Source organism: Kitasatospora sp. HUAS MG31 (assembly GCF_040571325.1).
In the GTDB taxonomy this organism is placed as follows: Bacteria; Actinomycetota; Actinomycetes; order Streptomycetales; family Streptomycetaceae; genus Kitasatospora; species Kitasatospora camelliae.
The window spans coordinates 2,348,780-2,366,864 of sequence record NZ_CP159872.1 but is presented as its reverse complement, the minus strand read 5'-3'; the positions used below and the strand labels follow the sequence as shown (position 1 = coordinate 2,366,864).

Here is an 18,085-nt window from a genome sequence, read left to right as displayed (position 1 = left end):
GCCCGGCCATAACGGCGTGTGCCCGGCCCGGCCCGTCCACCAGAATGGGCCCGTGTACTACGGCATCCTCGGCACCACCACGGCCCAGCAGGACGACGGCACCCCGGTGCCGCTCGGCGGAGCCCGGCTGCGCGCGCTGCTCGCCGCCCTGGTCCTGCGGCAGGGCCGGCCGGTGCCGGCCGACCTGCTGGTGGACGAGGTCTGGGACGCCGACCCGCCGCAGGACGCCGCCGCCGCGCTGCAGACCCTGGTCGGCCGGCTGCGCCGCACCGTCGGCCGCGCCGAGATCGGCTCGGGACCGGCCGGCTACTGGCTGAGCGCCGCCGCCAGCGACCTCGGCGACTTCCAGCGGCTCACCGCCGAGGGCCGCCGCGCCCTGGAGGGGGAGCGGTACGCCGAGGCCGCCGAGCGGCTGGACGCCGCCCTCGCCCTCTGGCGCGGGCCCGCCCTCGCCGACCTGCCCGACCGCGGCGGCCCGGCCACCCGGCTGGAGGCCCAGCGGGACGAGGCCCGCCGGCAGCGGCTGGAGGCCGGGCTGCGGCTCGGCCGGGCCGCCGAACTGCTCGCCGAGCTGATCGAGGCCGCCGGGAGCCGGCCCCTGGACGAGCCCGTCCAGGCCCTGCTGATCCGCGCGCTCGCCGACACCGGCCGCACCGCCGAGGCCCTGCAGAGCTACGAGCGGGTCCGAAGGGCGCTGGCCGAGCAGCTCGGCACCGACCCGGGCCCCGAGCTGCGGGCGCTGCACCGGGGGCTGCTCGGCCCGCAGGAGCCGGCCGGGGGCGGGCAGGCGCCCGCCGCCGCGGCCCCGCCCCGTCCGGCCGAGGCCCCCCGGCCGCGGGCGGCCGGCAACCTGCGGCCCCGGCTGACCAGTTTCGTCGGCCGGGACAGCGACCTGGCGGCCGTCCGCCAGGCGCTGAAGGCCGGCCGGCTGACCACCCTCACCGGCCCCGGCGGCTCCGGCAAGACCCGGCTCTCGGTCGAGGCCGGCCGCCGGGAGCAGGCCGCCGGCTCCTGGCCGGACGGGGTCTGGCTGGTCGAGCTCGCCCCGCTGGACGCCCCGGAGGCCGTCCCCGGCGCCGTGGTCACCGCCCTCGGCCTGCGCGAGACCGTGCTGCACACCGGCAGCACGGTGGCCGAGGCCCTGGAGAACCGGGAGACCGACCCGGTCCGCCGGATCGTCGAGCACTGCGCCCGCCGGCGGATGCTGCTGGTCCTCGACAACTGCGAGCACCTGATAGCCGCCGCCGCCGAACTGGCCGACCAGCTCCTGGTCGAGTGCCCGCAGCTGACCGTCCTCGCCACCAGCCGCGAGCCGCTCGGCGTCCCCGGTGAGGCGGTGCTGCCGGTGGAACCGCTGCCCGAGGCCGTCGCCCTCCGGCTGCTCGCCGAACGCGGCGCCGCCGCCCGCCCCGGCTTCGACCCCGCCGAGGACCCGCGGGCCTGCGCCGAGATCTGCCGCCGCCTGGACGGCCTCCCGCTCGCCATCGAACTCGCCGCCGCCCGCCTCCGCGGCCTGACGCCCCGCCAGCTCGCCGACCGGCTCGACAGCCGCTTCGCCCTGCTCACCGCCGGCTCCCGGACCCTCCTGCCCCGCCAGCAGACCCTGCGCGCCGTGGTCGACTGGAGCTGGGACCTGCTCGGCAAGCGGGAGCGCGCCGTGCTGCGCCGGCTGGCCGTGTTCGCCGGCGGCTGCACCCTGGAGGACGCCGAGGAGGTGCTCGCCGACGGCGTCGAGGTCCCCCGCGAGGAGGTCGCCGACCTGTTGCTCTCCCTGGTCGACAAGTCCCTGGTGGTCGCCGACCTCGCCGGGCCGCGGTACGGGATGCTGGAGACCATCCACGAGTACGCCGCCGAGCAGCTGGCCCGGGCCGGCGAGGAGGAGCAGGTCGGCCGGCGCCACCTGATCCGCTTCCGGGAAACCGTCCGCCGCGCCGAACTCGACCTGCACGGCCCCCGGCAGCTGAACGCGCTCGCCGTGCTCGACCGCGAGCAGGAGAACGTCCGGGCCGCGCTGCGACGGGCGGTGGACACCGGCGACGAGCAGGAGGCGCTGGTCCTGGTGCTCGGCCTGAGCGGCTACTGGGCGCTGCGCGACCACCGCGCCGAGTCCCGCGGCTGGTACGAGGCGGTGATCGCGCTCGGGCCCGACCCGTTCGCGGAGGGCACCGAGCCGGCCGTCCCGCTGGAGGACAACCCGCTGGACGCGCCCCCGCCGATGCGCCCGGAGCTGCTCGCGGACGCCCGCCGCCAGCTCCACCTGCACCGCCTGGTCGGGCTGTTCAGCGGCAACATGGCCATGTTCGGCGACCGGGAGGCGGTGGGCCTGGCCCGGCGGGTGACGGCCGCCTACACCCCCGACCTGCCGCAGGCGTACCGGCTGCCCGGGCTGCTCCGGGTGTTCTCCACCTTCCTGTCCGGCGAGCTGGACCAGGTGCGGGAGGTGATCGACGACGCGGTGACGGGCGCCCGCCGGCACGGCCGTCCCGGAGACCTGGCCTTCGTCCTGCAGCTGCGGGCGCGGCTGCTCAACGACTGGGTGGGCGGCCTGGAACAGGCGGTGCGCGACAGCGCGGAGGCGCGGGCGCTGTTCGCCGGGCTCGGCGACCGCTGGGGGATGTCCGAGGCCCTCGCCGCGCAGGGCGAGAACGCCACCAAGCAGGGCGAGGTGGACCTCGCGGTGAGCGCCTACCGGGAGGCCATCGCGATCGCCGAGGAGTTCGGGGCCACCCAGGAGGTGCCGATGCTCAAGGTCCGGCTCGGCGAGGTGGTCGAGGACCTCGAACCCGGCGCCGGCGAGCGGATGATCCGGGAGGCGCTGGCGTCCATCGGGGAGATCAACCACGCCACCGACGGCGCGCTGCTCTACGGCCGCCTGGTGCTGTGCAACCTGCACGTGCAGCGCGGCGAGTACCGGTCGGCCTTCGCCGAGCTGGACCGGCTGATGGAGAACCAGGAGCTCTTCGCGCCGATGGTCCCCGGGATCTTCCTCGGCATCGTGCAGTGCATCCGCGCCTGGACCACGGCCCGCTCGGGCGATCCGGAGCGGGGAATGGAACTGCTGGCCGAGGCCCGCCGGGAGATCGGCTCGGTGGAGACCGGGGCCACCGTCTTCGCCGACCACATGTCGGTGATGCTGCTGATGCCCGCGGTGGGCGTGCTGGTGGAGGCCGCCCGGCAGGGCGGCGACCGGGAGGCCGCCCACCGGGCCGCGGTGCTGCTCGGCGCCCACGACGTGCTGCACGGCACCACCGGCACCCGGATGGAACGGCGTGAACGCGACTACGCCCGCGAGCGGTTGCTCGACCTGCTCGGCGCACCGGCCTTCGAGGCGGCCGCCGAGGAGGGCGGCCGCCTCACCGTCCGGGAGGCGGCCGCCCTGCTGGACGCGCCGTAGGGCGGGTCTCAGCAGGTGAGGTTGGAGCCGGCCGGGACGCCCAGGATGGAGGTGAAGCTCTGGTACGAGTTCACCCGGCTCTGGACCTGGGCGGGGTTGCCGCCGTTGCACTCCAGGGAGCCGTTGATGCTGCGGATGGTCTCGCCGAAGCCCCGGCCGTTGACCATCGCGTTGTGGGGGGTCATGGTGCCCGGCCCGTTCTGGGTGTTCCAGTACCAGAGGCCGGTCTTCCAGGCGACGGCCGGGTCGTTCTGCACCAGGTTGGGGTTGTGCAGCAGGTCGATGCCGAGCGCGTCGCCCGCGGCCTTGTAGTTGAAGTTCCAGCTCAGCTGGATCGGCCCGCGGCCGTAGTACGCGGCCTGGCCGGCCGGGCACCCGTACGGCTGCGAGGAGTCGCAGTAGTGCGGGTAGTTGGCGGTGTTCTGCTCCACGATGTGGACCAGGCCGCCGGTCTCGTGGCTGACGTTGGCGAGGAAGGCCGCGGCCTCCTGCTTCTTCACCGTGTCGGAGCCGGTGGTGGCGAAGCCGGGGTAGGCGCTCAGCGCGGCCGTCAGACCGGCGTAGGTGTAGAACGGGTTCCGGCTCGGGAACATCTGGTTGAACTGGGCCTCGGAGACCACGAACCCGCCCGGCTTGGGCGTGCTGGTGGAACCGCCGCCGGTGCAGGTGTACGGGCTCCAGAACCAGGTGGAGATGGTCGGGTCGTAGCCCGGGTTGTCGTGGGTGGCGACGTAGTAGTTGCCGTTGGTGTACTTGACGATGTCGCCGGTGGTGTACTGCCGGCCCTGCACCCAGGCCGGGTGGTCACAGCTGCCGCCGCCGCCCGGGGGCGTGGTCGTCCCGCCGCCACCGCCGCAGGCGCCCTGGTCGGCCCAGACGCCGGTGCCGCCGGTGGACGGGGTCTCGCCCTGGGTCCACCACTTGGCCGACCAGTTGTGCCCGTTGTACGAGGCGGACATCCCGCCGGTGTACACCTGCGAGGCGGCGTAGGGCGCCGCACAGGCCGCGGCGGCGTCGGAGGACATCGGCAGCAGGACGGCGAACCCGGCGGCGGTCGCCAGGCCTGCCACCATGCTGACGAGCCGGCGCTTCGAGTAACGGGCGCCGGTGGAACGGTGCTTGGTGCTGCGTCGAGGGGACACGGGCCACTCCTTCGGGGAGGTACGAGGGGCTGCCCAGCACTCAAGCGAGTTTGATGATTAAGTGTCAACCGGTCTAGACCTTAAGGCTTCTTAGGGGAAGCCCGAATCAGGACGGCTTCTCGGCCGGCGCGGCTCGGGCGGCAGGACCTCCCCGGGTCGCGCGGTCCGGCGTCCTGGGGGGTCGTATACCGGTTCCATACCGGCGGTTGACCGATCGGGAACCCGCGGGGGTCAGGCTGTCCTGCGGCGGGCCCGAGCGGCGGGTCCGTCTGCTGGGGGATGCGACGTCCCGGGGGCCGGGGAAGGGGTGGGGGAGGGTGACGGATCGGGACACGGACCTGGGGAGGGCGGGCTCGACCGGCGCCCTGGGCCCCGACCTGCCGCGGGACGTGAGGGAGGCGGCCCGGGCCGGGGCCGGCGCGCAGGACCGGCGGACCGGGGCCGACGAGGCCCGGGTCCCCTCTCGCGCCGCCGGCCGGACCGGGCCGCGTCCGGCGTCGGAACCCGCACGTGCCCCGGAGGGTCGGCGAGCAGTGGTGACCCGTCCGGGGTGACGCGTCGTCGTGGACGCGACGCGTCGGTGGTGCCGCGCCCGCGGGCGCGGCACCACCACCCGCACCGCTCCGCCGGTCAGGTCCGCTTGCGGAAGCGGGCCACCGCGAGCGGCGCGGTGAGCGCGGTGATCGCCACCGACCACACCAGCACGATGGTCACCGAGTGGGTCAGCGCACCGCCGTTGATCAGGCTGCGGCAGGCGTCCGCCAGGGCGGAGAGCGGGTTGTACTCGGTGAACGTCTGCAGCCAGCCCGGCATGGTGGTGGTCGGCGCGAAGATCGAGCTGCCGAACTGCAGCGGCATCATCACCAGCATCGACACGCCCTGCACGGCCTGCGCGCTGCGCAGCGCCATGCCCAGCAGCATCGAGACCCACACCACCGACATGCCGAACACCAGCGACAGGCCGATCGCCGCCAGCAGCTCCAGGGCACTGGTCTTGATCTCCAGGCCGAGCAGCACCGAGAAGGCGATCAGGATGGTGAAGGAGACCAGGCAGCGGCAGGTCTCCGCGGCGATCTTGGACAGCAGCACCGACGCCCGGCCGATCGGCAGGGTGCGGAACCGGTCCATCACACCGGTCTGGAAGTCGCTGTTGAGGCCGCTGCCCACGGCCATCGCCAGGTTGAGGCCGGTGGTGCCCAGCAGGCCCGGGACCATGTACTGGATGTAGTCCTGCTGGCTGCCGGAGACCGCGCCGCCGAACACGTAGACGAACAGCACGGTGAAGATGATGGGGATCAGCAGGGCGTCGAGCATCGACTCCGGGTCCGCCTTGATCCGCATCAGGTTGCGCCGGGTCAGCGCGCCCACATGGCGCAGCTGGGCCCGCGGGCCGATCCGGGTGTCGTCCGCCCGGCCGGGGCTGAGGGTCGCGGTGCTCATGCGACGGGCTCCTTGTCGAGGGTCGGGGCGGCGGCGGCCTGGGCCGACGGCTTGCCGGTGATGGCGAGGAAGACCTCGTCCAGGCTGGGGAGTTGGGTGTCGATGCCGGCGATGCCGAAGCCCCGGGTGCCCAGCACGCCGACCACCGTGGTCAGCCGGGCGGGGTCGGTGAGCTGCACCGTGAGCAGCCCGGTGTCGGCGGAGTACGTCGCCGGGATGCCGGTCCGGTCCAGGCAGAGGGCCATCTCGGGGAGGTCGGCCGGGTCGGCCGGACGCACCTGCAGGGTCTGCCCGCCGACCTGGGTCTTGAGCTCCTCGATCCCGCCGCCCGCGATCACCCGGCCGCGGTCGATGACGGTCAGCTCGTGGGCGAGCTGCTCCGCCTCCTCCATGTACTGGGTGGTGAGCAGGACGGTCGAGCCCTCGCCGACCATCCGCTGCACCTCGTCCCACACCTCGTTGCGGGTGCGCGGGTCCAGGCCGGTGGTCGGCTCGTCCAGGTAGAGCACCCGGGGCCGGCCGATCATGCTGGCCGCCAGGTCGAGCCGGCGGCGCATACCGCCGGAGTACGTCTTCGCCGGGCGCCTGGCCGCCTCGGTGAGCGAGAACCGCTCCAGCAGCTCGGCCGCCCGGGACCTGGCCTCCCGGCGGGAGAGGTCCAGCAGCCGGCCGATCAGGTAGAGGTTCTCGTAGCCGGAGAGGAACTCGTCCACCGAGGCGTACTGGCCGGTGAGGCCGATGGTGCGGCGCAGCTGCTTCGGCTGGCGCAGCACGTCGTAGCCGCCGACCACGGCGGTGCCGGCGTCCGGCTTGATCAGTGTGGAGAGGATGCGGACCAGGGTGGTCTTGCCGGCCCCGTTCGGGCCGAGCAGGCCGAGGACGGTGCCCTCCCGTACGGTCAGGTCCACCCCGTCCAGGGCCCTGGTCTCGCCGTACGTCTTGACGATGCCGCGCACCTCGACGGCGGTGCCGGTGCTCCCCGTGCTCTTCGGGGCGTTGTCGATCCGTGTCATGCCCCCAGGCTGTCCGGCCCGCCTGTCAGCCCGCTGTCACCCCACCGTCGCCGCTGTCACCCTGCTGTCGGCGCCGTGTCCGCGGAAACCGCCAGGGGCGCGGGAGGTACCCCCGCGCCCCGGTGACGCTTCCCTGCGTGCGCTTCCCTACTTGAAGGTGTGCTCCGGCGCCGGGAAGGTCCCCGCGTGGACCTCGGCGGCGAACTCGCGGGCGGCGTCGCCCAGCACGGACCGCAGGTCGGCGTACTGCTTGACGAACTTGGGCACCCGCCCGGCGGTCATCCCCGCCATGTCCGTCCAGACCAGCACCTGGGCGTCCGTCCCGGCGCCCGCGCCGATCCCGACGGTCGCGATCGCGAGCTGCTCGGTGACCTGGACGGCCAGCTCGGCCGGCACGGCCTCCAGCACCACCGCGAACGCCCCCGCCTGCTGCACCGCCTTGGCGTCCCGCAGCAACTGGTGCGCGGCCTCGTCGCCGCGCCCCTGCACCGGGTACCCGCCGAGGGCGTGCACCGACTGCGGGGTGAGGCCGATGTGCGCCATCACCGGGATGCCGGCCTCGACCAGCAGCTCGATGGAGCGGGCGCTGCGCTCGCCGCCCTCCAGCTTGACCGCGCCGACCCCGGCCTCCTTCATCAGCCGGGCGGCGTTGTGCATGGCCTGCGCCGGCGACTCCTGGTACGAGCCGAAGGGCATGTCGCCGACCACCAGGGCGCGCTTGGTGCCGCGGACGACGGCGGCGGAGAGCATCACCATCTGATCCATGGTCACCGGGACGGTGGTCTCGTACCCGAGGTGGCAGTTGCCCGCCGAGTCGCCGACCAGCAGCACGGGGATGCCGGCCTCGTCGAACACGCCGGCGGTGAGGGCGTCGTAGGCGGTGAGCATGGACCAGCGTTCGCCCTGCTGCTTGGCCTTCGCGATGTCGCGGACGGTCACCCGGCGGTTGGCCACCCCGCCATACAGGGTGGTGGAGACGCCGTCCGGCGCCTGGGCAGGCTGAAGCGGAGAAGCGTTCATCGAACAGACTCCTGAAGGGTTGTCGTCTCGTGGCGCCGTGCGGCGTCCCCGGATCTGCTCCCATGCTTGCACGCCGGGCCCGCGCCGCAAAGACCGCGGTACGCACCTCACACCCCGGACCTTCCGGCCCGCCTTTGCCAAGAGTTTACGATACGGCCCCGTCTCGTATTGAAATGACCCGCTACGCTGAGGGCGGGTTACGAGACAGGTCCGTCTCGTAAGTCCGATGCAGGCCTATCCGGACGGGGAGACCGACCATGACCACCGCGCCCACCGCGCCGCCGCCACCACGCGTGCCCGAAGCCATCCACCGCCGCCGATGGGCGATCCTGGGCACGCTGGTGCTGGCGCTGCTCGTCGTCGTCCTCGACAACTCCATCCTCAACGTCGCGATGAAGACCATCGCCACCCCCGCCCCGGTCGGCCTCGGCGCCAGCCAGAGCGACCTGGAGTGGTCGATCAACTCGTACACGCTGGTCTTCGCCGGCCTGCTGTTCACCGCGGGCCTGCTCGGCGACCGCTTCGGCCGCAAGCGCGCCCTGCTGGCCGGCATGACCGTCTTCGGCCTCGCCTCGCTGTTCTCCGCGCTGGCCCAGACCCCCGGCGAGCTGATCGGCTACCGCGCCGTGATGGGCCTCGGCGCCGCCTTCGCGATGCCCGCCACGCTGGCGATCATCATGAACGTCTTCGAGCGCCACGAGCAGCCCAAGGCGATCGGCATCTGGACCGGCGCCGTGGGCCTGGCCATCGCCATCGGCCCGATCACCGGCGGCGTGCTCATCGAGCACTTCTGGTGGGGCTCGGTCTTCCTGATCAACGTCCCGATCGTGCTGGTCGCCATGGTCGCCATGGTCGTGCTGGTCCCCGAGTCCAAGGACCCCAACCCGGGCCGGCTCGACCCGGTCGGCGTGCTGCTGTCCGTCGTGGGCCTGGTCGCGCTGATCTACGGCATCATCAAGGGCGGCGAGCTGGCCGACTTCACCGCGGCCGAGTCGCTCGTCCCGACCCTGGTCGGCCTGCTGGTCCTGGTCGGCTTCGTCCTGTTCGAGAAGCGCACCGCGCACCCCGCGCTGGACGTCACCTGGTTCCGCAACAAGATCTTCTCCACCTCGATCGTGGTCATCGGCGTGGTCTTCTTCGCGCTGATGGGCGTCTCCTTCTTCGGCGTCTTCTACACCCAGAGCATCCGCGGCTACAGCGCCCTCCAGGCCGGTCTGCTGATGCTGCCGCTCGCCGTCGCCCAGCTGATCTTCGCCCCCCGGGCCCGGCTGGTGGTCGACCGGTTCGGCATCCGCGCCACCTGCGCCGGCGGCATGGCGCTGATCACGGTCGGCTTCCTCGGCTACACCGTGCTCGGCGCGACCACCCCGATCTGGGTGCTGATCGTGCTCGGCTTCCTGATGGGCGCCGGCATGGCCCACGTGATGCCGCCGGTCACCGTCGCCGTCATGAGCTCGCTGCCCCGCGAGAAGGCCGGCGCCGGCTCGGCGCTCAACAACACCTTCCGCCAGGTCGGCGGGTCGCTGGGCGTCGCCGTCCTCGGCGCGGTGCTCTCCGCGGTGTACCGCGACGGCGTCTCCGGGCCGCTCGACCAGCTTCCGGCGGACCTCCGCGGCAAGGCCGGCGAGTCCCTGGAGGCCACCCTGGCGATCGCCGAGCGCACCCACCTGACCGGCGTCATCGCCCCCGCCCGGGACTCCTTCCTGCACGCCATGCACGTGGTCTCGGGCCTGTCCGCCGGACTCACCGCCGTCGGTGCCCTGGTCGCGGTGTTCCTGCTGCCGGGCCGCACCCCGGCCGCGCCGGCCGCCCCCGGAGCCCCCGCGGGCCCGGCCGACACCGCTGCGACCGAACCCGCCGACCCGACCCCGGCCGACCCGACCCCCGCCGACCGGGGGACCGGGCCGCGACCCGCCAAGATCTGACCGAGAGGCGGACCATGCCAGGGTTCGAGCGCGGCGTGGACAATGGGGCCATGCAGACCGACATCCCGGCTCCGACCTGCGACGCGATCCCGGACGGCCCCGCTGCGGAGCACTGCGCTCCACGGCGGGGCCGTCCGCGCAGCGAGGCGGCCGAGCAGGCCATCTACACGGCGGTGGAAGGCCTGATGGAGGAGGGCAACACCCTCGCCGACCTCTCCATCGAGCGGATCGCGGTGGCCGCCGGCGTCGGCAAGGCCACCATCTACCGTCGCTGGCCCAACAAGGAGGCCCTACTGGTCGACGTGGTCGCCCGGCTGGAGGCGCCGCCGCCCGAGCCCACCGGCGGCACCGTCCGCGACGAACTGGTCGGCATGATCGACTACATGCGCCGCCGCGGCCTGGTGAAGCGCTCCCGCTGGGTGCTCAAGTCCGCCCTCGGCCAGATGGACTCCTGGCCCGAGCTGCGCGCCACCTACCAGGAACGGGTGGTCAAGCCCCGCCGCGAACTGGTGCGCACCATCGTCCGGCGCGGCATGGACGAGGGCGTGCTCCGCAGCGACCTCGACCTCGAACTGGTCTGCGAGGTGCTGATCGGCCCGATCCTGCTGCGCACCGTCCTGTGGGACGACGCCCCGCTGGACGACCCGGACCTGCCCGAGCGCATGATCGACGCGGTGCTCAACGGCGTCCGCGCCGTGCCCGCCCCGCCGGCCGGCACCTGATCCGCTGATCCGCCGTCCGGCACGCGCTGAGCCGTCCGGCACTTGCTGAGCCGTCCGGAATCCGCTGAGCCGTGTGATCCGTCGGGGCGTGAGCCGCGTCCCAGCAGCCGGGCGCGCCGCAACCCGGCGTTGCTTCGTTTGCGTCTGTCCCGTCATAGGCTGAGCCGAGAATCCGAACAATTCGGGCGGGCGCGGCCGGTCCACGGGGACGGAACGGCACGGAGGAGCGAGGCATGGTGCGGGCGGACAGTCCGACGGCGGCGACCGAGGGGGAGCGGCCGGAGCCGGCGGACGGGGGAGGGCCCGACGCCAACCGGTGGTCCGCCGGGTGGTCCGCGGTCACCCGGTGGTTCCGCGGTCTCAGCTGGCGGCGCGGCCTCGTCCTCGCGGCGCTCGCGGTCCTGGTCGCCCTGCTGTTCGCCTTCCACGCCTCGGTGCCCAACACCGTCGGCAACCTCGGCAGCCTGCTGGAGACCTTCCTGCCCTGGCTGGGCCTGGCGGTCCCGGTACTGCTCGCCCTCGCCCTGTGGCGGCGGTCCGCCAGTGCCCTGGTCGCCGTCCTGCTGCCCGTCGCGGTCTGGCTGCACCTGTTCGGCGGCCAGCTCACCGACAAGAGCTCCGGCAAGGGCGACTTCACCGTCCTCAGCCACAACGTCGCCGCCCAGAACCAGGACCGGACCGCCACCCTCAAGCTGCTCAACGGCTCCGGCGCGCAGATCGTCGCCCTGGAGGAGGTGGCCGGCACCGACGTCCCGGTCTACCGCGAGGGCCTGGCCGCCGCCTACCCGTACCACGCCGTCGAGGGCACGGTCGGCCTCTGGTCCACGTACCCGATCAGCGAGGTCGGTGTGGTGGACCTGCAGATGGGCTGGACCCGGGCCTTCCGCGCCCGGGTGGACACGCCCCAGGGCCCGCTCGCCGTGTACGTCGCCCACCTGCCCTCGGTCCGGGTGAAGTTCGACAGCGGCTTCACCGCCGGGCAGCGCGACCGCAGCGCCCGGCTGCTCGGCGAGGCCATCGCCCACGAGCGGCTGAAGAAGGTGGTGCTGCTGGGCGACCTCAACGGCACCATGAACGACCGCAGCCTCAGCCCGATCACGGCCCAGATGCGGTCCGCCCAGGGGGCCGCCGGCCACGGCTTCGGCTACTCCTGGCCGGCCGGGTTCCCGATGGCCCGGATCGACCACATCATGAGCAAGGGCGGGCTCAGGCCCACCGACTCCCGGGTGCTTCCGGCCGACGGCAGCGACCACCGGGCCGTCACGGCCGAGTACCGGTACTGAGCCCGGGCCGAAGCCGCCGTATCGCCGTATCCGCCCCCACGGTCCGCGGGCCACGGCAGACTGGGCGGCATGGACGCGACGGACGTACGGCGGGCGGTGGCCGCCATGGTGGAGGTGCTGGAGCCGGCGGCCGGCGCGGACTGGAGCGTGCCCGCCGGCCCGCTGGAGTGGAGCTGCCGGACCACGGCCGCGCACGTCGCCCACGACCTGCTCGGGTACGCCGGCCAGCTGACCGGCCTGCCGCAGGACGGCTACCTGCCCTTCGACCTGCGGGTCTCCGAGCAGGCCGCGCCGGGCGAGGTGCTGCGGGTGGTGACCGCCTGCGGCGGGCTGCTGGCCTGCGCGCTGGCCGCCGCCGACCCGGGGGTGCGGGCGTGGCACTGGGGTCCCTGTGACCCCGCCGGGTTCGCCGCGATGGGCGTGGCCGAGACGCTGCTGCACACCCACGACATCACCACCGGCCTCGGCCTGCCCTGGCGCCCGGACGCGGAGCCGTCCGCCGGGGTGCTGGCCCGGCTGTTCCCGGACGCGCCCCCGGGCGAGCCGGCCGAGGTGCTGCTCTGGTGCACCGGCCGCGGCGAACTCGACGGCCGCCCGCGCCGGACCTCCTGGTCCTGGCGGGCGGCCGTGAAGTGAGCGCCCTGCTCGGTACGGCGCCGGTCAGCGCGACGGTCAGCCGCGGCGCCAGCGGTTGGTGATCGGGAGGCGGCGGTCCCGGCCGAAGCCCTTGGCGGAGATCTTCGGGCCCGGCGGGTACTGCCGCCGCTTGTACTCGGCGGTGTCGACCAGGCGGACGATCCGGTCCACCACCTCCGGCGCGAACCCGGCCGCCACGATCGCGTCCCGTCCCTGGTCGCCCTCGACGTACAGGTCGAGCACGGTGTCCAGCAGGTCGTAGTCGGGCAGCGAGTCGGAGTCAACCTGGTCCGGCCGCAGCTCGGCGGACGGCGGCTTGACGATGGTGTTCTCCGGGATCGGCGGCGTCTCGCCGCGCTGCTCGGCGACCTCGTTGCGCCACCTCGCCAGCCGGAAGATCAGCGACTTGTAGACGTCCTTGATCGGCCCGTAGGCGCCCACCGAGTCGCCGTACAGGGTCGAGTAGCCGACCGCCAGCTCGCTCTTGTTGCCGGGCGCGAGCACGATGTGCCCCTCCTGGTTGGAGACGGCCATCAGCAGGGTGCCGCGGAGCCGCGACTGCAGGTTCTCCTCGGCCAGGCCGGTCAGCCCGAGCGACTCCATGTAGGCGTCGAACATCGGGGCGATCGGCACGGTGCGGAGGTTCAGCCCGGTGCGCTTGGCCAGGTCGGCGGCGTCGTCGCGGGAGTGCTGCGAGGAGTACCGGCTGGGCATCGAGATGCCGTACACGTGCTCCGCGCCGAGGGCGTCCACCGCGATCGCGGCAACGAGGGCCGAGTCGATGCCGCCGGAGAGGCCGATCAGCACCGAGCGGAAGCCGTTCTTGCGGACGTACGCCCGGGTGCCCTCGACCAGCGCGGCGTAGATCTCCGCCTCGTCGTCCAGCCGCGGCGCGACCTCGGCCGCGGACTTCTCGGCCGGGGCCGGGAGCGGGTCGCCGCCCAGCTCGGTGCGGACCAGGTGCAGGCCGTCGCTGAGCAGCAGCCCGTCGGTGTGGTTGGCGGCGGCCTCGGGCAGCTCCAGATCGACCACCAGCAGCCGCTCCTCGAACTGCGGCGCCCGGGCGATCACCTCGCCGGCGGCGCTGACCACCAGCGAGTCGCCGTCGAAGACCAGCTCGTCCTGGGCGCCGACCATGTTGAGGTACGCCAGGGTGCAGCCGGCCTCCGCCGCCCGCTGCCGGACCAGCTCGAGGCGGACGTCGTCCTTGTTCCGCTCGTACGGCGAGCCGTTGACCACCAGCAGCAGCCCGGCACCGGCCTCCCGGGCGGCGGTCACCCGGCCGCCGTCCTGCCAGATGTCCTCGCAGATCGCCAGCGCCACGTCCACGCCGTGCAGCCGCAGCACGGACAGCTGGTCGCCCGGGACGAAGTAGCGGTACTCGTCGAAGACGCCGTAGTTCGGCAGGTGGTGCTTGGCGAAACGGTTCACCACCTCGCCGCCGTGCAGCACCGCCGCACAGTTCTGCGGGGAGCCGGCCGGGCGGCCCAGCTTGTGCGACTCGTGCTCGGACCGGCCGAGGTAGCCGACCACCACGGGCAGGTGGCCCAGGCCCTCGGCGGCCAGCCGCGCGGCCAGCTCCACCAGCGCCGACCGCGACGCCTCGACGAAGGAACGGCGCAGCACGAGGTCCTCGACCGGGTACCCGGTCAGGGCCATCTCGGGAAACGCGACCAGGTGGGCACCGGCCTCGGCGGCCTGCCTGGTCCAGCGCACCACCTCATCGCTGTTGCGGGCGATGTCACCGACCCACGGGTCGATCTGGCTCAGGGCGAGACGGAGATTGGGCATGCCCCCGAGTGTAATCGTCTAACTGACGCTATGTCTCTCCCGGGGGGTGTGTGAACCGGGGACGGAGCCCGTGGGCTGCCAGGATGCGAGCGGGTGGCGGGTTGGATGCGCGGCGGGCGGCGGGTGGGATGCGCAGTGGGCGGTGGGGTGCGCCGCCCTGGCCGAGGGTCGGCAAGCGGGCGAAGATCCGCCATGATGGGAGCAGCCGCTTCCGGCGCGCTTCCGGGCGTAACACGGACGTAAAGAGCAGAGGTGAGACTGTCCCCATGGGCAAGCAGCAGGAGTTCGTGCTTCGCACGCTCGAGGAGCGTGACATCCGGTTCGTCCGACTGTGGTTCACCGACGTGCTCGGTTTCCTCAAGTCGGTCGCCGTCGCTCCGGCCGAGCTGGAGCAGGCCTTCGAGGAGGGCATCGGCTTCGACGGGTCGGCGATCGAGGGCTTCGCCCGGGTCTACGAGTCCGACATGATCGCCAAGCCGGACCCGACCACCTTCCAGATACTGCCCTGGCGCTCCGAGAACCCCGGCACGGCCCGGATGTTCTGCGACATCCTGATGCCGGACGGGTCGCCCTCCTACGCCGACCCGCGGTTCGTGCTCAAGCGCACCCTGGAGAAGGCCTCCAACCAGGGCTTCACCTTCTACACCCACCCGGAGATCGAGTTCTTCCTGCTGAAGAACCTCCCCGGCGACGGCACCGCGCCGATCCCCGCCGACCAGTCCGGGTACTTCGACCACACTCCGCGCGGCGTCGGCCACGACTTCCGCCGCCAGGCCATCACCATGCTGGAGTCCATGGGCATCTCGGTGGAGTTCTCCCACCACGAGGGCGCCCCCGGACAGCAGGAGATCGACCTGCGGTACGCCGACGCGCTCTCCACCGCCGACAACATCATGACCTTCCGCCTGGTCATGAAGGAGGTCGCGCTGGAGCAGGGCGTGCACGCCAGCTTCATGCCCAAGCCGTTCTCCGGCTTCCCCGGATCCGGCATGCACACCCACGTCTCCCTCTTCGAGGGCGACCGCAACGCCTTCCACGAGTCCGGCGCCGAGTACCAGCTCTCCAAGGTGGGCCGCTCCTTCATCGCCGGCCTGCTCAAGTACGCCGCCGAGACCGCCGCCGTCACCAACCAATGGGTCAACTCCTACAAGCGCATCTGGGGCGGCTCGCAGCGCACCGCCGGCGCCGGCGGCGAGGCCCCCTCGTACATCTGCTGGGGCCACAACAACCGGTCGGCGCTGATCCGCGTCCCGATGTACAAGCCCGGCAAGCAGGGCTCCACCCGGGTCGAGGTCCGCTCCCTCGACACCGGCTGCAACCCGTACCTCGCCTACGCGGTCGTCCTCGCCAGCGGCCTCAAGGGCATCGAGGACGGCCTCGAACTCCCGCCGGGCGCCGACGACGACGTCTGGGCCCTCAGCGACTCGGAGCGCCGGGCGCTGGGCATCCAGCCCATGCCGCAGAACCTCGGCGAGGCCATCGACCTGATGCAGCGCAGCGAACTCGTCGCCGAGACGCTGGGCGAGCACGTCTTCGACTTCTTCCTGCGCAACAAGCGCCAGGAGTGGGAGGAGTACCGCTCGGAGGTCACGCCGTTCGAGCTCCGCCACAACCTCCAGGTGCTGTAACCGCAGGTCAGGGCGGTGTAGAACACAAGAAACCCCTCGGGCTGACGGACGCGATCCGTCGGCCCGAGGGGTGTTTGTCCCGGGCGACTCATGCGGAGGGTTAACAGGCCGCGGTCCCTGTTCCCGCGGCTCACATACACGGCATAGAAGACGTTGCCGACTCCCGCGGTGAACATGAACAGCCAGAAGTGCACCCACAACGACTGCCGACGACGCCGCAGGCCCACCTCGCCGATCGCCGCGGCAGCCGATGCCGAGCTGGTGTTGTTGATGATGATGGTGGGAGGCTGCCCGTAGGCCTGGGCAGGCTGTTGGTCCGGCGATGTCGTCATACCGCATTGGCTCCTCGGTGTGCCGTGTGCGCAGGAACGAGCCGGACTCTAGGTGCGCGCAGGCCATACCTCAGGGCAAACCCTCCACGTGTCACTCGTTCGAGGGCCACGTCCCTGCGAGGTGCGGCACTGGCCGACTGTGGGCGGCGGGATGCCGATTGCGAGAATCGGCGTTCGGCAAGTCGGCACCGCGGTCGTCATCGTGGCCAACGTCCTGGAGCGGGACGACGATGAGTGCGTGCGGGCCAATCTGCGTCCCGCGCCCGGGACAGCCCAGGCACTCCGGACAGCCGGTCGCCCCAAAACCGTTGGTGGGCGCGGTCGGCACTGGGCAGGCCACGACCACACCTGTGAACAGCTTTGCCACGTAGAAGCCCGGCAACCGTCCGAGCTGCGCAGAGTCAGCGGCCAGGTAGAGGCGCGGATCAGGTCCCCGGCTCGGCGCAGGCTGCGGCGGAGGCTGTTGTTCGCTTGGAGCGGCAGAGTCTTGGAGAGGGAGCGTTGGCACGCGTTCGCCCTCTGGAAGCGGTCGGTGCAGGGGCCGGCGCGCTCTGCGCTTCCGGGAGGACGACTGCGGTCACCTCGAATGTTGCCGCACCCACCTCGCCGTACCGGATGTACTCGCCTCCGCCATAAGGCACCTGCCGACCAAGGCGGCGCGTGACCTGCGCAGTCTTGTGGCCCCGTACGACGAGATCTTCGAGTCCCGGTCCGTCGCTGACCCTGGGGCGGCGGACACGGAGGCGTGGTGGCATCGCAGGTTCGTTCCGTAGCCGCTGTCGCCACGCCCGCGCATCCGGCGGTCGACCTCGCCTGGTTGGGTGACGACTGGCTCACCGTGACCGAAGGTGAAGTCCCTGCGGTGGGCGAGCAAGGCGCACCAACTCCGTGCCGGACTCGGTCAGTTGCTGGACTACGTCGACCAGCTGAGCGCCCGGGCAGCAGCCGCGCGGGTGCAGGGTGTGCTGTGGGCGGAGCGGGCTCCGTCAGAGAGCCGGGTCCAGGCGGTGGGTGGGAGGCGAGGGCGAAGAGGGTGGCCAGCAGGCCGGGTCGACGGCTGGCAAGACGGCGGCCGGAGAGACGGGAAAGGCCTGGCGGGATCTTGGCGGGTGGAGGCGTTCGCGCCACTCGTGGGTGGGGCGGGCGGCTCGGGAGGATGGAGGCATCGCCGGGCCGGGAGAGCCACCGGAGCGGCCGACCGTACGAGACGCAGGGGAGCGCCGTCATGACCGCCGTCACCACCTCCACCACCTCCACCACCGCCGGGATCGGGAGTGCGGTGCTGGGCGTCCCGGCCGCCGAGCCGGCGGTGGCCGCCGCGCACTACGCGGCGCGCCTGGCCTTCGAGGCGGACGTGTCGGACGTGCACGCCGACCTGGCCTCCGGGGTGGCGGGCGTGGTGGTGGTCGACTCGCGGAACGGGGCCGCCTGGGCGCAGGGGCACATCCCCGGCGCGCTGCACCTGCCGACCGCCCGGATCGCCGAGCTCGCACCGCAGCTGATCGACCCCTCGGTGACCGTGGTGACCTACTGCTGGGGTCCCGGCTGCAACGGCGCCACCCGGGCCGCGCTGGCCTTCTCCCGGCTCGGCTACCGGGTGAAGGAGATGATCGGCGGCTTCGAGTACTGGGTGCGGGAGGGCTTCGCCTTCGAGTCGGCGAGCGGCGTCGAGCGGCGCCCGGTCGACGACCTGACCGCCCCGCGGTCCGGGATCTCCTGCGCCTGTTGAACAACGGGAAAGGAAACCGGAGGCCCGCGG

Annotated in this window: 12 protein-coding genes; 7 read left to right on the top strand and 5 right to left on the bottom strand. The window is 72.8% G+C overall.

Annotation, left to right across the window (positions count from 1 at the left end; genetic code table 11):
• Positions 1-52: 52 nt before the first annotated feature.
• Entirely contained in the window at positions 53-3,394 is a 3,342-nt protein-coding gene (locus tag ABWK59_RS10675) for an ATP-binding protein (protein ID WP_354639951.1), read from the top strand.
• 8 nt (positions 3,395-3,402) lie between these two features.
• Here ABWK59_RS10675 and ABWK59_RS10670 read toward each other — a convergent pair whose 3' ends face one another.
• The 4 genes from ABWK59_RS10670 to panB all read right to left on the bottom strand — a co-directional run bounded on the left by ABWK59_RS10670 (position 3,403) and on the right by panB (position 8,009).
• Complete coding sequence (locus ABWK59_RS10670) at positions 3,403-4,536, bottom strand: glycoside hydrolase family 19 protein (protein WP_420492761.1); 1,134 nt, start codon at positions 4,534-4,536, stop codon at positions 3,403-3,405.
• 630 nt (positions 4,537-5,166) lie between these two features.
• Complete coding sequence (locus tag ABWK59_RS10665) at positions 5,167-5,976, bottom strand: ABC transporter permease (RefSeq protein WP_354639949.1); 810 nt, start codon at positions 5,974-5,976, stop codon at positions 5,167-5,169.
• Entirely contained in the window at positions 5,973-6,989 is a 1,017-nt protein-coding gene (locus ABWK59_RS10660) for an ATP-binding cassette domain-containing protein (RefSeq protein WP_354639947.1), read from the bottom strand. The genes ABWK59_RS10665 and ABWK59_RS10660 overlap by 4 nt, the downstream gene beginning before the upstream one ends.
• 147 nt (positions 6,990-7,136) lie before the next feature.
• Positions 7,137-8,009, bottom strand: coding sequence for a 3-methyl-2-oxobutanoate hydroxymethyltransferase (panB, locus tag ABWK59_RS10655; RefSeq protein WP_354639945.1), 873 nt, complete (start codon positions 8,007-8,009; stop codon positions 7,137-7,139).
• Positions 8,010-8,266: 257 nt separating this feature from the next.
• Here panB and ABWK59_RS10650 point away from each other — a divergent pair, with 257 nt between their 5' ends.
• The 4 genes from ABWK59_RS10650 to ABWK59_RS10635 all read left to right on the top strand — a co-directional run bounded on the left by ABWK59_RS10650 (position 8,267) and on the right by ABWK59_RS10635 (position 12,575).
• The gene (locus ABWK59_RS10650; protein WP_354639943.1) at positions 8,267-9,934 is read left to right on the top strand and encodes an MFS transporter; all 1,668 of its coding nucleotides are present in this window, start codon (positions 8,267-8,269) and stop codon (positions 9,932-9,934) included.
• Between the two features lie 50 nt (positions 9,935-9,984).
• Complete coding sequence (locus ABWK59_RS10645) at positions 9,985-10,656, top strand: TetR/AcrR family transcriptional regulator (protein ID WP_354639941.1); 672 nt, start codon at positions 9,985-9,987, stop codon at positions 10,654-10,656.
• A 233-nt stretch (positions 10,657-10,889) separates the two neighbouring features.
• Positions 10,890-11,939, top strand: a complete 1,050-nt coding sequence (locus ABWK59_RS10640) for an endonuclease/exonuclease/phosphatase family protein (protein ID WP_354639939.1) — start codon at positions 10,890-10,892, stop codon at positions 11,937-11,939.
• 69 nt (positions 11,940-12,008) lie between these two features.
• Entirely contained in the window at positions 12,009-12,575 is a 567-nt protein-coding gene (locus tag ABWK59_RS10635) for a maleylpyruvate isomerase N-terminal domain-containing protein (RefSeq protein WP_354639937.1), read from the top strand.
• A 36-nt stretch (positions 12,576-12,611) separates the two neighbouring features.
• On the opposite strand, the gene ABWK59_RS10630 is transcribed toward ABWK59_RS10635, so the two are convergent.
• On the bottom strand, positions 12,612-14,366 hold the full coding sequence (locus ABWK59_RS10630) for an NAD+ synthase (protein WP_354639936.1): 1,755 nt from the start codon (positions 14,364-14,366) through the stop codon (positions 12,612-12,614).
• 266 nt (positions 14,367-14,632) lie between these two features.
• On the opposite strand from ABWK59_RS10630, the gene ABWK59_RS10625 reads away from it, so the two are divergent.
• A complete protein-coding gene (locus ABWK59_RS10625) occupies positions 14,633-15,994 on the top strand; it encodes a glutamine synthetase family protein (protein ID WP_354639934.1) in 1,362 nt (453 codons plus the stop codon).
• Between the two features lie 1,557 nt (positions 15,995-17,551).
• Positions 17,552-18,055: a rhodanese-like domain-containing protein gene (locus ABWK59_RS10620; RefSeq protein ID WP_354639932.1), complete on the top strand. Its 504-nt coding sequence runs from the start codon at positions 17,552-17,554 to the stop codon at positions 18,053-18,055.
• Positions 18,056-18,085: the final 30 nt, after the last annotated feature.

Bases quoted from the DNA above. Each gene is read 5' to 3' on its own strand.
- panB (WP_354639945.1), bottom strand. From the start codon at position 8,009: ATGAACGCTTCTCCGCTTCAGCCTGCCCAGGCGCCGGACGGCGTCTCC.
- ABWK59_RS10650 (WP_354639943.1), top strand. From the start codon at position 8,267: ATGACCACCGCGCCCACCGCGCCGCCGCCACCACGCGTGCCCGAAGCC.
- ABWK59_RS10645 (WP_354639941.1), top strand. From the start codon at position 9,985: ATGCAGACCGACATCCCGGCTCCGACCTGCGACGCGATCCCGGACGGC.
- ABWK59_RS10625 (WP_354639934.1), top strand. From the start codon at position 14,633: ATGGGCAAGCAGCAGGAGTTCGTGCTTCGCACGCTCGAGGAGCGTGAC.
- ABWK59_RS10635 (WP_354639937.1), top strand. From the start codon at position 12,009: ATGGACGCGACGGACGTACGGCGGGCGGTGGCCGCCATGGTGGAGGTG.
- ABWK59_RS10665 (WP_354639949.1), bottom strand. From the start codon at position 5,976: ATGAGCACCGCGACCCTCAGCCCCGGCCGGGCGGACGACACCCGGATC.
- ABWK59_RS10640 (WP_354639939.1), top strand. From the start codon at position 10,890: ATGGTGCGGGCGGACAGTCCGACGGCGGCGACCGAGGGGGAGCGGCCG.
- ABWK59_RS10630 (WP_354639936.1), bottom strand. From the start codon at position 14,366: ATGCCCAATCTCCGTCTCGCCCTGAGCCAGATCGACCCGTGGGTCGGT.
- ABWK59_RS10660 (WP_354639947.1), bottom strand. From the start codon at position 6,989: ATGACACGGATCGACAACGCCCCGAAGAGCACGGGGAGCACCGGCACC.
- ABWK59_RS10620 (WP_354639932.1), top strand. From the start codon at position 17,552: ATGACCGCCGTCACCACCTCCACCACCTCCACCACCGCCGGGATCGGG.